Genomic DNA, 13087 nt, shown 5'->3' with positions numbered 1-13087 from the left:
GTGGCAAACATCACGCGGTGCGCCTTAGTGTCGCGTCACCGATCATCTGTCGGTCTGCGCTGGCCATCGAAGCGCATCGCGGCGTTGCATCGCTTGCCAATACAGCTCGGTATGGGCAAGCGATGCGCCTTGCGCTGCGCTCCGATGGCTGCGCGCAGCCTACGACATCTGATCCGTGACGCGACACGAGGCACCGCATCGTGGCGCGACTGTAGCGAAAGCCGTCGGCCAGCGCGCAGGAGTCGAGCCATCGATCTCAATCGATGCTGGCCCCCGAGTCCTTGACGATCTTGCCCCAGCGCGTGACCTCGGTGCGCAGCAGTTCGGCAAAGCGCTCGGCGCTGCCGCCGAGCACCTCGCCGCCTTCGGCGCGCAGTTTTTCGGCCACATCGGGCTGCGCCAGCGCCTGGTTGATGGCCTGGTTCAACTGCTGCACGATGGCGGCGGGCGTGCCGGCCGGCGCGAGGATGCCGAACCAGGTCAGCGCATCGAAGCCCGGGTAGCCGGACTCGGCCAGCGTGGGTGTGTCCGGCAACTGGCCCGAGCGCCGGGCCGAGGTGAGCACGATGGCGCGCAGCTTGCCGTTGCGCACCTGGCCCAGCAGCGTGGGCACGGAAGACATGTACAGATCGATCTGCCCGCCGACCAGGTCCGTCATGGCCTGGGCCGCGCCTTTGTACGGAATATGGCGCAGCCGGATGCCGGCAGCGTTCTGGGCCAACTCGCCCGCCAGATGCGCCACCGTGCCATTGCCGGAATAGCCGAGCGTGACCATATCGGGCTGCTTTCTGGCCGCCGCCACCACATCGGCATAGGTCTTGAAGGCCGACTTCACGGACGTGGCCATCACGATGGGCGCGGACGACAGCAGCGCCACCGGCACCAGGTCCTTGAGCGGGTCATAGGGCAGTTGGGGGTAGAGCGCGGGATTGATGGCCAGGTTGCTGGTCTGCCCCAGCACCAGCGTATGGCCATCGGGCGCCGACTTGGCGGCACTGCCCAGGCCCAGGTTGCCGCCGGCGCCGGGGCGGTTGTCCACCACCACGCTCCAGCGGTTCTGCTCGGCCATTTTTTGCGCCACGGTGCGCGCAATCATGTCGGTGCCGCCGCCCGGCGGGAACGGAACGATCAGGCGGATCGGCTTGCCCGGGTAGCCCTGCTGCGCCAGCGGGCTGCCGGCGGGCAGGGCCGCCAGCACCAGCGCCAGCCAGGCGGCAGCGCACAGGCGCAACGGGCGCAACGGGCGCAGCCGTGGGGAAGGTGGGGAAGGCGCAGAAAACGCGGCCGCAGAGGGCAGGGTGGGCATGGTCGTTGGTCTCCGTGGTGTGCACCGTGATGCGCGCCGGCTGCGCTGCATCGGGGGCGCGACTGTAAGGGCCGGTTGCGCTGCATACAATGGCGTTTCGCTGCGCGCAACGCAGGGCGGCGTCAGGCAGGAGGGTGGTCTCCATACGCCAGTGAGCGCCGCGCGGCCACCCGAAGGCGCTCGTCCCGCAGCCGAAGTCGCAGGCACTCCAGTGAGCGCACCATGAGCAAGCAATTTCGCCGCAGCGCTGCGAGCGCTGCTTCCCCGCCCATCCTGGCCGACGCAGCAGCCCCTGCCGCCGCCGTCGTCTCCGTCGTCTCCGTCAGACGCGCACTGCAACTGCTCGACGCCTTCGCCTTGGGCGAATCACAGTTGTCGCTGGCCGTGCTGAGCCAGCGCTGCGCGTTGCACAAGACCACGGTGCTGCGTCTGGCACGCACGCTGGCACAAGCGGGCTACCTGGTGCAGCGCGAGGACGGCCCATGGCGCCTGGGGCCGGCAACGGGCTGGCTCGGTGCGCGCTACCAGGCCGGGTTTGACGTGCAAAACGTCCTGGAGCCGGCATTGCGCGCGCTCACCCAGTCCAGCGGCGAGAGCGCGGCCTTTTACGTGCGCGAGGGCCCGTTGCGTACCTGCCTGGTGCGCGTGGAAGGCCCGCAGGCGCTGCGCCACCATGCGCGTATGGGCGAAGGCTTGCCGCTGGACAAAGGCTCGCCGGGCCGCGTGATCCTGGCGTTCTCGGGCGAGCCAGGCGCCGACTACGAGGCGATCCGCCAGCGCGGCTACCACTGGTCGATTGGCGAGCGCGAGCAGGGCGTGGCCACCGTGTCGGCGCCGGTGTTCGGGCCGCATTGGCGGCTGCTGGGCTCGGTGTGCATTTCGGGGCCGGCGTCGCGCCTGCCGGTCAAAAAGCTGCAAGCGCTGGCGCCGAGCCTGATCGGCGCGGCCAACCGGCTGTCCCATGCGCTCGCCGGCGCGGCGCTCACGCCGTCACCCGCGTCGTCGTCCGCGCGGCCCGGCCAATGGCATCCATGACGGGGTTTGCCGCAGCGTGCGCCCCAAGCCCGCGCCCGCGCCCGCTGGCGCTGCGGGGGGGGGTCACTCCACCAGCGCCCGCATCCAGTCGGGCAGGGGCACGGCCTTGGACTGCCTGAAGTCCACCCAGATGGTGGTGGCGCCGCCGGCCGCGCAAATCACGCCGGGCTGGCTTTGCCGCTCCATCGTGCCCCAGGTCTCGAACGTGGTGCGCCCCGGGTCGCTGACGTACATCCGCAGCAGCACATCCGCCGGGTATTCGAGCTGGTGGTAGAAGTTGCAAAATGCGTGGGCGATGACCGGCCCCTGCCCGTCCGGGTCCGGGCGGCAGCCCATTGCCACCATCCAGTCGATGCGCGCCGTCTCCAGGTAGCGGAAATACACCGTGTTGTTGACATGGCCCATCGCATCCATGTCGCCCCAGCGCACCGGAAAGCGCATTTCATGAACCAGCTTCTTGCGTTCGGGAAGGTCAATCTTCATCGGTGTGCCTTGGTGGATGCGAGGATGCCAGCGGTGAACCGTGCCGTGGCCGCCTACTGCGCGGGCGCGGGCCACGGGCCAGTGGCCGCTCCGGAAAAACGAGTATAGAAGGGCGAACAGGGCTTCGCTGGCGATGAACCGACCGCAGAGGCTGGCATGGTTCCACGGCACGGTGGCCAGCCCGTTCGGCCCCGGATCCGGCATGCTGCACGGCAGCACGAAGCGGATTCCATGCCTGAATCATCCGTGCACTTCATCGGCGTCGCTTGCCGTGCACTCGTACTGTCTGCGCTTGGCCTTCGCTTTCACGAACGATTGGGAAATGGAATCAGCATCCGGCGCTCGGGTCAGACGGCAAAACCGTCGTCGGCCGCGATCACCGCGCCGTTGATGAAATGGCTCTGGTCGCTGGCCAGCATGACCAGCAGGGCATCGAGGTCTTCGGGGCTGCCCACGCGCTTGCGCGGCAGCATCGCCACCAGTTTGCGGCCCTGCTCCGTCTGCCAGTGGTGGTGGTTGATCTCGGTGTCGATGTAGCCGGGGCAGATGGCATTGACGTTGATGCCGAACCTGCCCCATTCCCCGGCCATGGCCCGGGTCATCTGCACCACGGCCGCCTTGCTCATGCAGTAGGCGCCGATCTGCGGCAACACCTTCAGGCCCGCCATCGAGGCGATATTGATGATGCGCCCGCCGGTGAAACTGCCGGGCGCGGCACCGCAGGCACGGGCCAGCATGCGCTTGCCCACCTCTTGCGCCACGAAGAAGGCGCCCCGGACATTGGTGTTGAAGATGAAGTCGTAGTCCTCGGGCCGCACATCCTGTATGCGCTGCGTGGTCGAGACGCCCGAGTTGTTGACCAGAATGTCGATCGAGCCCATCTCGGTTTCGGCGTGGGCCACGGCGGACTTGATCGAGTCATGGTCGGTCACGTCCAGTGCGATCACATGGGCATCGCCGCCCTCGCCCTCGATGTGCGCGCGCAGTTCCTTGAGCCGCTCCACCCGGCGGCTGGCCAGCACCACACCGGCTCCGGCGCGGGCCAGCGTGCGGGCAAACTGCGCGCCCAGGCCGCTGGAGGCGCCGGTGATGAAGGCCACGCGGCCGGACAAGTCGATGCTGTATGCCATTGAGGGACTCCTTGGAAGAAATGGAACGGTCGTTCGCTGATCGGTAGCCGGTGCATACAATCGGTGGCCAGCCAGACACCTGCACGGCAGAAGTCGCCCCATTATCAAACGCCCCGAGCCGCCGATGACAAACCAGGAACTCCTCGCCCGGTATGGGCCCCGCGAATCAATGCAATACGATCTGGTGGTCGTCGGCGCCGGCCCGGGCGGCCTGGCCACAGCCATCCACGCCAAGCAACTGGCGGCGGAAAAAGGCCGGGAGATATCGGTGCTGGTGCTGGAAAAAGGCTCGGCGCCCGGCGCGCACATCCTGTCGGGCGCGATCATGGACCCCCGGGCGCTGACCGAACTGATCCCCGACTGGAAACAGCGCGGCGCCCCGTTGAACCAGCCCGTGACCGACGATGCCTATGTCTTTTTGAGCCGGCAATCGGGCTTTCGCGTGCCCCGGCTGCTGCTGCCGCCGTTTGCGCAAAACCACGGCAACTTCATCGTGAGCCTGGGTGACGTGACCCGCTGGCTGGCCGAGCAAGCCGAGGCCCTGGGCGTGGAGATCTTCCCCGGCTTTCCCGCTGCCGAACTGCTCTACGACGACGACGGCTCGGTCAAGGGCGTGGCCACCGGCCACCTGGGTCTGGGCAAGGACGGCCAGCCCACGGCGGGCTTTCAGTTGGGCATGGAACTGCTGGGCAAATACACCGTGTTCGCCGAAGGCGCACGCGGCCACCTGGGGCGCCAACTGATCGCGCGCTACCAGCTCGACCAAGACCGCGAGCCGCAAAGTTTCGCCATCGGCATCAAGGAATTGTGGGAAATCGACCCCGCACGCCACCAACCCGGCTTCGTGCTGCACAGCGCCGGCTGGCCCATGGCCAGCGACACCTACGGCGGCGCCTTTCTCTACCATATGCAAGAGCGCAAGGTGGCCGTCGGCTTCGTGACCGGCCTGGGTTACACCAACCCCTACCTCGACCCATTCGAGGAATTCCAGCGCTGGAAGACCCATCCGAACATCCGCTACTACTTCGAGAACGACAGCGGCGCGATCAGCGCCAGGCGCCTGTCCTACGGCGCGCGCGCGATCAACGCCAGCGGCATCAATGCCCTGCCCAAGACGGTGTTCCCGGGCGGCGCACTGGTGGGCTGCGACGCCGGATACCTGAACGTGGGCCGCATCAAGGGCAGCCACGCCGCCATCAAAACCGGCATGCTGGCCGCGCAAGCCGCCTGCGAGGCCATCATCGCCGGCCGCCAGCACGACGAACTCAGCGCCTACCCCGAAGCCTTCGGAAAAAGCTGGCTGCACACCGAACTGAACAAAGACCGCAACTTCAAGAACTGGTTCAAACACGGCCTGGCCACGGCCACGCTGATGAACGGCCTGGAGCAACTGGTGCTGCGCGGCCGCATCCCCTGGACGCTGCACCGCGACCAGCCCGACCACGCCCGGCTCAGACCCGCCGCCGAATGCCGGCCCATCGCCTACCCCAAGCCCGATGGCAAACTGACCTTCGACCGCCTCGCGAGCGTGTTCATCAGCAACACCAACCACGAAGAAAACCAGCCCGCCCACCTGACGCTCGAGGACGCGAGCGTGCCGGTGCGCACCAACCTGGCCCGCTACGCCGGCCCCGAGACGCGCTACTGCCCCGCCGGCGTCTACGAATTCGTGCCCGATGAAACCCAAGGCGGCCAAGCCCAACGTCTGCAGATCAACGCCCAAAACTGCGTGCACTGCAAGACCTGCGACATCAAGGACCCGACGCAGAACATCGTCTGGGTGACACCAGAAGGCGGTGGCGGGCCGAACTATGCGGGGATGTGAGCAGCCGTTGCCACTCGAGCCGCACGGACATTGCAGACCATGCGATGGGGCGCCATTGCACCCCTGAGTTCAGCGCGTCGGGCCTGCATCACCGGGTGCAAACAGTTCCCAACTGGCGATGAAAAGGGCGGCGATGACCGGGCCGATGACAAAGCCCATCAGGCCGAACAGGGCCATTCCGCCCAGTGTCGAGATCAGCACGATGTAGTCCGGCATCTTGGTGTCCTTGCCGACCAGGATGGGGCGCAGGATGTTGTCCACCAGCCCGATCACGCCGACACCGAAGGCGGTCAGCACCACCCCTTGCCATATGGCGCCCGTGGCCAGGAAATAGATCGCCACCGGCACCCAGATCAGCCCGGCGCCCACGGCGGGCAGCAAGGACAGGAAGGCCATCAAGACGCCCCAAAGGACCGGGCCCTGGATGCCCAGCACCCAGAAGATCAGCCCGCCCAATGCGCCCTGGGCGGCTGCGACCACGATATTGCCTTTGACGGTGGCGCGGATCACGGTGGTGAAGTTGCGGATCAGCGGCTGCTTGTGGTTCGGCTCCAGCGGGGTGGCCTGGCCGATGCGCAATGCCAGGCGCGGGCCGTCGCGCAACAGGAAAAACAGCAGGTACAGCATGACGCCGAAACTGACGATGAACTCCAGCGTGTTTTGTCCGATGTTCAGCGCCTGCGTGGCCAGGAACTGGCTGGCCTGGACGGCAACGGCGGAGAGCCTTTGTTGCCATTGCCCGACGGAGGTCAGATGCAGGCCGTCGAGCAGGTTGACGGCCCAGGCGGGCAGGGCGGCGATCACTTGCTGCAGATACAGGCCAAAGTCGATCTGGCCGGTGTACACCCGCTCATAGATCACCGTCGCTTCCTGGGCCAGCGAGACGGTGATCGCCGCCAGCGGCAAGATGACGACGATCAGGCACAGTGCCAGCGTGCACAGCGCTGCCAGCGTTGGGCGCCCGGGCATGCGATCGAGCAGCCGGCGGTGCCAGGGCGCAAACAATATGGCCAAGATCACGCCCCAGAAAACGGCCCCGTGGAACTGCCACAGGATGGCGCCGAAGGCGATGGTGACGAGGATCAGCAGCAGCACGAAGGCTTTGTCCTGAAGATGGTGGGGCGTCATGTTCGAGCGTGGCAACGACAATGGATGGAATGTACGCCAGTGCGCCGTCCCGCAAATAGCTGCACAAAATGAAATCGCTGTGTTTTGTCTCGGGACAAGGCGCAAATCATCGTAATACCGATACCGTGCAGGGGTGTGGCGATGATTTGCAACACCGCCCTGGCGCGAAGGGCGCTTCCTTCATGTGCAGTTATTTACGGGACGATACACCAGGCGGGGCTGCGGCAAGTCCCCGGGCGGATGATCGGTGGCACAATGCGCCGTGTACCAAGGCCCTTCCCCAGCCACAGTCGCATCCGCCAACCGGTCCAGCCGTGTCGCGGAAGGTTTTCCAACCAACTCATGCTTTCCGCAGGAAAGCGCAGGTCAGCGCATCATGAGCGATACGGCATCCGTCTACCAAGCCTATCAAGGCAACACCTACCTGTTCGGCGGCAACGCGCCCTATGTCGAAGAGTTGTACGAGAACTATCTCGGCAACCCCGGCAGCGTCCCGGACAACTGGCGCGAGTATTTTGACGCACTCCAGCATGTGGCTGCCGTCGACGGCAGCCATGCCCGGGATGTGCCCCATTTGCCGGTCATCAATGCCTTTGCCGAGCGCGCCAAGCAGGGGGGCACCAAGGTGGTCGTGGCCACGGGGGCGGATTCGGAACTGGGCCGCAAACGCACGGCTGTGCAGCAGCTGATTGCGGCGTACCGCAATGTGGGCCAGCGCTGGGCCGATCTCGACCCGCTCAAGCGCACCGAGCGCCCGGTGATTCCCGAACTCGATCCGGCGTTCTATGGCTTCAGCGATGCCGACCAGGAGACGGTGTTCAACACCAGCAACCTGTTCTTCGGCAAGGAGACGATGCCTTTGCGCGAACTGCTCAATGCGCTGCGCGAGACCTACTGCGGCTCGATTGGCGCCGAGTACATGTACGCCACCGACCAGAACCAGAAACGCTGGTGGCAGCAGCGGCTCGAAGCCATACGCAGCAAGCCCAGCTTTGGCGCGGACAAGAAGCAGCACATCCTGGAGCGGCTGACCGCCGCCGAGGGCCTGGAGCGTTTCCTGCACACCAAGTATGTCGGGCAAAAGCGCTTCTCGCTCGAAGGCGGCGAGAGTTTCATTGCCTCGATCGACGAGTTGATACAGTCGGCGGGCGCCAAGGGGGTGCAGGAAATCGTGATCGGCATGGCCCACCGTGGCCGCTTGAATGTGCTGGTCAACGTCATGGGCAAGATGCCCAAGGATTTGTTTGCCGAATTCGACCATACGGCGCCCGAAGACCTGGCTGCCGGCGATGTGAAGTACCACCAGGGCTTCAGCTCCGACGTGACCACCCCGGGCGGCCCGGTACACCTTTCGCTGGCTTTCAATCCGTCGCACCTGGAGATCGTCAACCCGGTGGTCGAAGGCTCGGTGCGCGCGCGCATGGACCGCCGGGCCGACCCGCAAGGCCAGCAGGTGCTGCCGGTGCTGGTGCATGGTGACGCGGCATTTGCCGGCCAGGGGGTGATTCAGGAAACGCTGGCGCTGGCACAGACCCGGGGCTACTCCACCGGCGGCACGGTGCATATCGTGATCAACAACCAGATCGGTTTCACCACCTCCGACCCCCGCGATAGCCGTTCCACGCTGTACTGCACCGATGTGGTCAAGATGATCGAGTCGCCGGTGCTGCATGTCAACGGCGATGATCCCGAGGCCGTGGTGCTGGCCACCCAACTGGCCCTGGAGTTCCGCATGGAGTTCCGCAAGGATGTGGTCGTGGACATCGTCTGCTTTCGCAAGCTCGGCCACAACGAGCAGGACACGCCGGCGCTGACCCAGCCGCTGATGTACAAGAAGATCGGCGCGCATCCGGGCACGCGCAAGCTCTATGCCGACAAACTGGCTGCGCAGGGCCTGGGCGAGACCTTGGGCGATGACATGGCCCGGGCCTACCGCCAGGCGATGGATGCCGGCAAGCACACGGTCGATCCGGTGCTGACCAACTTCAAGAGCAAGTACGCGGTCGACTGGAGCCCCTTCCTGGGCAAGAAGTGGACCGACGCTGGTGACACCGCGATTCCGCTGGCCGAGTGGCGGCGCCTGGCCGAGAAAATCACGCTGATTCCTGGCAGCGTGACCCCGCACCAACTGGTCAGGAAGGTCTATGACGATCGCGCCGCGATGGGCCGTGGCGAACTGCCCGTGGACTGGGGCATGGGCGAGCATATGGCGTTTGCATCGCTGGTGGCCAGCGGCTACGCGGTGCGGCTGTCGGGTGAGGACTGCGGCCGTGGCACGTTCACGCACCGCCACGCCGTGGTGCATGACCAAAAGCGCGAGAAATGGGACATCGGCACCTACACGCCGTTGCAGAACGTGGCCGAGAACCAGGCGCCGTTCGTCGTCATCGACTCCATCCTCTCCGAAGAGGCGGTGCTGGGCTTTGAATACGGCTACGCCTCGAACGACCCCAATACCCTGGTGATCTGGGAAGCCCAGTTCGGCGACTTCGCCAATGGCGCGCAGGTGGTGATCGACCAGTTCATCGCCTCGGGCGAAGTCAAATGGGGCCGCGTCAACGGCATCACGCTGATGCTGCCCCATGGCTACGAAGGCCAAGGCCCCGAGCACAGTTCGGCGCGTCTGGAGCGCTTCATGCAAATGGCGGCCGACGCCAACATGCAAGTGGTGCAGCCGACCACGGCCAGCCAGATTTTCCATGTGCTGCGGCGCCAGATGGTGCGCGCGCTGCGCAAGCCGCTGATCATCATGACGCCCAAGTCGCTGCTGCGCAACAAGGACGCCACCTCGCCGCTGTCCGAGTTCACCAGGGGCGGCTTCCAGACGGTGATTCCCGAGCAGGACGAAGCCATCGTCAAAAAGGCCGCCAAGGTCAGGCGCGTGCTGGCCTGCTCCGGCAAGGTGTACTACGACCTGGTCAAAAGGCGCAGCGAGAAGGCCATCGATGATGTGGCGATCCTGCGCGTCGAGCAGTTGTACCCGTTCCCGCACAAAGCCTTTGCCGCAGAGCTCAAGCGCTACGCCCAGGCCATCGATGTGGTCTGGTGCCAGGACGAGCCGCAGAACCAGGGCGCCTGGTTCTTCGTGCAGCACTACATCCACGAGAACATGCACGAAGGCCAGAAACTGGGCTACTCCGGCCGCGCGGCATCGGCATCGCCTGCCGTCGGATACTCGCACCTGCACCAGGAGCAGCAAAAGGCGCTGGTCGATGGCGCGTTCGGCAAGATCAAGGGCTTTGTGCTGACCAAATGAACGCCACTGCGCACGGCAAGCGAAAACCCTCATCCCCATGGTTCCCGAAGTCCCCGAAGCATTCCGAAAGAAGAACTGGTATGGCCATCGTAGAAGTCAAAGTCCCCGCACTGTCCGAATCCGTGGTCGAGGCCACCTTGCTGGCGTGGAAGAAAAAGCCCGGCCAGGCCGTGGCAATCGATGAGATTCTGATCGAGATCGAAACCGACAAGGTGGTGCTGGAAGTGCCTGCGCCCGCCGCCGGCCTGCTGGCCGAGATCGTTCAGGGCGACGGCGCCACGGTCGCCGCCGAGCAGGTCATTGCCCGCATCGACACCGAAGGCCGGGCGGCAGCATCGGCTGCTTCGGCAGTTTCGGCCGCAGCAGCCACTGTGGCGCCGGCCGCAGCCCAGGCAGCGAAGGCCGGCGTCGCCATGCCGGCCGCCGCCAAACTGCTGGCCGACCACCAACTGTCCGCCGCGTCGGTGCCGGGCACGGGCAAGGACGGCCGCGTGACCAAGGTGGATGTGCTCGGTGCCGTGGCCCGCGGCGCAGCCGCTACGACATCCTTCGCAGCCGCTACGACATCCTTCGCAGCCGCTACGACACCCTTCGCCGCCGCTGCGACACCCTCGGTTGCTGCAACACCCCCCGCATCCGCGACGCCCGCCATCCCGACCGGCGTTCCCGCCAAGGTCCTGCCCCAGGTGCCGGCGCCCGCATCCTCCAGGCCGCAGTGGGGCGAGCGCCCCGAGCAGCGCGTTGCGATGAGCCGTCTGCGTGCCCGCGTGGCCGAGCGCCTGCTGCAATCGCAGTCGACCAACGCCATCCTGACCACGTTCAACGAAGTGAACATGGCACCGGTGATGCAGATGCGCAAGAAGTTCCAGGACGCATTCACCAAGGAGCATGGCGTGAAGATCGGCTTCATGGGCTTTTTCGTGAAGGCGGCAGTGCATGCCCTGAAGAAATACCCGGTGCTCAACGCGGCCGTCGATGGCAACGACATCGTCTACCACGGCTACTTCGACATCGGCATCGCCGTCGGCTCGCCCCGTGGTCTGGTGGTGCCGATACTGCGCAACGCCGACCAGATGGGCTTTGCCGACATCGAAAAGAAAATCGCCGAGTTCGCCCAGAAGGCCGCGGACGGCAAGCTGGAAATTCAGGAGCTGACCGGCGGCACCTTTTCCATCTCCAATGGCGGCACTTTTGGCTCGATGCTGTCCACGCCCATCATCAACCCGCCGCAGTCGGCCATCCTGGGCGTGCACGCCACCAAGGACCGCGCCGTGGTGGAGGACGGCCAGATCGTCATCCGCCCGATGAACTACCTGGCCATGTCTTACGACCACCGCATCATCGACGGCCGCGAAGCCGTGCTGGGCCTGGTGGCGATGAAGGAGGCGCTGGAAGATCCTGCGCGCCTGCTGTTCGACATCTGAGCGGGGTCTTCCATGAGCCAAGCATTCGATGTGATCGTCATCGGCGCCGGCCCCGGTGGCTACATTGCCGCGATCCGCGCCGCCCAACTGGGCTTGAACACCGCCTGTATCGATGCGTCGCAGAACGACCAGGGAGGGGCCGCTCCGGGCGGCACCTGCACCAACGTGGGCTGCATTCCGTCCAAGGCGCTGCTGCAATCGTCCGAGCATTTCGAGCAGGCAACGCATTGGGCCGACCATGGCATCACGGTCGCCGGCGTGCAGATCGATGTGGCCAAAATGCAGGCCCGCAAAAGCGCCGTGGTCCGGCAAAACAACGATGGCATCCAGTACCTGTTCAAGAAGAACAAGGTCCGCTTCTTCCATGGCCGCGGCTCGTTCGTGCAGGCCGTCGAGGGCGGCTATCGGATTGCGGTGCAAGCGCTGGCCCAAGGCGCGGCGCCAGAGTTGTTGACCGGCAAGCAGATCATCGTGGCCACCGGCTCGAGCGCGCGCGCGCTGCCCGGCACACCGTTTGACGAAGAACGGGTGCTGTCCAACGACGGCGCATTGCGCCTCGCCGCAGTGCCCAAGAGGCTGGCCCTGATCGGCGCCGGAGTGATCGGCCTGGAAATCGGCTCCGTGTGGCGCCGCCTGGGCGCCGAGGTCACCATCCTCGAAAGCCTGCCGACTTTTCTGGGCGCGGTCGACGAGCAGATCGCCAAAGAGGCGAAAAAGGCTTTCGACAAGCAGGGCCTGGCGATCGAACTGGGCGCGCAGGTCGGCCAAGTCTCGGTCGGCAAGAAGGGGGCGCAGGCGGTGCACATTGCCTATACCGACGCCAAGGGCCAGGCGCAGGCGCTGGACGTGGACCAACTCATCGTAGCCATAGGCCGGGTGCCCAACACCCAGGGTCTGAACGCCGAGGCCGTGGGCCTGCCGCTGGACGAGCGCGGCGCGCTGGTGGTCGACGCCGACTGCAAAACCCCGGTGCCCGGCATTTGGGCGGTGGGCGACGTGGTGCGCGGCCCGATGCTGGCGCACAAGGCCGAGGAAGAGGGCGTCGCCGTGGCCGAGCGCATTGCCGGCCAGCATGGGCATGTGAACCTGGGCACCATCCCCTGGGTCATCTACACCCACCCCGAAATCGCCTGGGTGGGCCGCAGCGAGCAGCAACTCAAGGCCGAGGGCATCGGGTACCGGGCCGGCGTCTTCCCCTTCCTGGCCAATGGCCGCGCACGCGCGTTGGGTGATACCGCCGGCATGGTCAAAATGCTGGCCGATGCCGGCACCGATGAAATCCTGGGCGTGCACATCGTAGGCCCGCAGGCCAGCGAACTGATTGCCCAAGCCGTGCTGGCCATGGAGTTCAAGGCCAGCAGCGAAGACATCGCGCGCATCTGCCATGCCCACCCCACATTGAGCGAAGCCATCAAGGAAGCGGCCTTGGCCGTGGACAAGCGCACGCTGAACTTCTGATGTCTGCATAAAAACGGCCGCAGGCGCATGGTTCAGATGCGC

10 protein-coding genes are annotated in these 13087 nt (G+C 65.8%); 6 read left to right on the top strand and 4 right to left on the bottom strand.

The window, feature by feature from the left end; translation table 11 throughout:
- Positions 1 to 27: 27 nt before the first annotated feature.
- The gene (locus tag VEIS_RS29125; protein WP_157048598.1) at positions 28 to 285 is read left to right on the top strand and encodes a hypothetical protein; all 258 of its coding nucleotides are present in this window, start codon (positions 28 to 30) and stop codon (positions 283 to 285) included.
- Here the strand turns inward: VEIS_RS29125 and VEIS_RS19290 are convergent.
- On the bottom strand, positions 257 to 1306 hold the full coding sequence (locus tag VEIS_RS19290; protein ID WP_011811679.1) for a Bug family tripartite tricarboxylate transporter substrate binding protein: 1050 nt from the start codon (positions 1304 to 1306) through the stop codon (positions 257 to 259). The genes VEIS_RS29125 and VEIS_RS19290 overlap by 29 nt on opposite strands.
- Positions 1307 to 1528: 222 nt before the next feature.
- Here VEIS_RS19290 and VEIS_RS19285 point away from each other — a divergent pair, with 222 nt between their 5' ends.
- A complete protein-coding gene (locus tag VEIS_RS19285; protein WP_011811678.1) occupies positions 1529 to 2341 on the top strand; it encodes an IclR family transcriptional regulator in 813 nt (270 codons plus the stop codon).
- Between the two features lie 63 nt (positions 2342 to 2404).
- On the opposite strand, the gene VEIS_RS19280 is transcribed toward VEIS_RS19285, so the two are convergent.
- Together VEIS_RS19280 and VEIS_RS19275 are read right to left on the bottom strand one after the other, a co-directional pair.
- Positions 2405 to 2824, bottom strand: a complete 420-nt coding sequence (locus tag VEIS_RS19280) for an acyl-CoA thioesterase (protein WP_011811677.1) — start codon at positions 2822 to 2824, stop codon at positions 2405 to 2407.
- 347 nt (positions 2825 to 3171) lie between these two features.
- The gene (locus VEIS_RS19275; RefSeq protein WP_011811676.1) at positions 3172 to 3954 is read right to left on the bottom strand and encodes an SDR family oxidoreductase; all 783 of its coding nucleotides are present in this window, start codon (positions 3952 to 3954) and stop codon (positions 3172 to 3174) included.
- Positions 3955 to 4078: 124 nt separating this feature from the next.
- On the opposite strand from VEIS_RS19275, the gene VEIS_RS19270 reads away from it, so the two are divergent.
- A complete protein-coding gene (locus VEIS_RS19270) occupies positions 4079 to 5779 on the top strand; it encodes an electron transfer flavoprotein-ubiquinone oxidoreductase (protein WP_011811675.1) in 1701 nt (566 codons plus the stop codon).
- 69 nt (positions 5780 to 5848) lie between these two features.
- Here VEIS_RS19270 and VEIS_RS19265 read toward each other — a convergent pair whose 3' ends face one another.
- Positions 5849 to 6907 (bottom strand): AI-2E family transporter, encoded by a 1059-nt coding sequence (locus VEIS_RS19265; protein WP_011811674.1) that lies wholly within the window; start codon positions 6905 to 6907, stop codon positions 5849 to 5851.
- A gap of 376 nt (positions 6908 to 7283) precedes the next feature.
- Between VEIS_RS19265 and VEIS_RS19260 the strand changes: the two genes are divergently transcribed.
- The 3 genes from VEIS_RS19260 to lpdA all read left to right on the top strand — a co-directional run bounded on the left by VEIS_RS19260 (position 7284) and on the right by lpdA (position 13045).
- On the top strand, positions 7284 to 10163 hold the full coding sequence (locus VEIS_RS19260) for a 2-oxoglutarate dehydrogenase E1 component (RefSeq protein WP_011811673.1): 2880 nt from the start codon (positions 7284 to 7286) through the stop codon (positions 10161 to 10163).
- Between the two features lie 80 nt (positions 10164 to 10243).
- On the top strand, positions 10244 to 11587 hold the full coding sequence (gene odhB / locus VEIS_RS19255) for a 2-oxoglutarate dehydrogenase complex dihydrolipoyllysine-residue succinyltransferase (protein ID WP_041950201.1): 1344 nt from the start codon (positions 10244 to 10246) through the stop codon (positions 11585 to 11587).
- A gap of 12 nt (positions 11588 to 11599) precedes the next feature.
- Positions 11600 to 13045, top strand: coding sequence for a dihydrolipoyl dehydrogenase (gene lpdA / locus VEIS_RS19250; protein ID WP_011811671.1), 1446 nt, complete (start codon positions 11600 to 11602; stop codon positions 13043 to 13045).
- The last annotated feature ends 42 nt before the right edge of the window (positions 13046 to 13087 follow it).

This window comes from Verminephrobacter eiseniae EF01-2 (genome assembly GCF_000015565.1).
In the GTDB taxonomy this organism is placed as follows: domain Bacteria; phylum Pseudomonadota; class Gammaproteobacteria; order Burkholderiales; family Burkholderiaceae_C; genus Acidovorax; species Acidovorax eiseniae.
Note: the sequence above shows the minus strand (reverse complement) of the source record. Positions and strands in the feature narration are given on the sequence as shown.

Coding starts and splice junctions, on each gene's coding strand:
- VEIS_RS19275 (WP_011811676.1), bottom strand. CDS start 3,954: ATGGCATACAGCATCGACTTGTCCGGCCGCGTGGCCTTCATCACCGGC.
- VEIS_RS19270 (WP_011811675.1), top strand. CDS start 4,079: ATGACAAACCAGGAACTCCTCGCCCGGTATGGGCCCCGCGAATCAATG.
- VEIS_RS19280 (WP_011811677.1), bottom strand. CDS start 2,824: ATGAAGATTGACCTTCCCGAACGCAAGAAGCTGGTTCATGAAATGCGC.
- VEIS_RS19265 (WP_011811674.1), bottom strand. CDS start 6,907: ATGACGCCCCACCATCTTCAGGACAAAGCCTTCGTGCTGCTGCTGATC.
- odhB (WP_041950201.1), top strand. CDS start 10,244: ATGGCCATCGTAGAAGTCAAAGTCCCCGCACTGTCCGAATCCGTGGTC.
- VEIS_RS19290 (WP_011811679.1), bottom strand. CDS start 1,306: ATGCCCACCCTGCCCTCTGCGGCCGCGTTTTCTGCGCCTTCCCCACCT.
- VEIS_RS19285 (WP_011811678.1), top strand. CDS start 1,529: ATGAGCAAGCAATTTCGCCGCAGCGCTGCGAGCGCTGCTTCCCCGCCC.
- lpdA (WP_011811671.1), top strand. CDS start 11,600: ATGAGCCAAGCATTCGATGTGATCGTCATCGGCGCCGGCCCCGGTGGC.
- VEIS_RS19260 (WP_011811673.1), top strand. CDS start 7,284: ATGAGCGATACGGCATCCGTCTACCAAGCCTATCAAGGCAACACCTAC.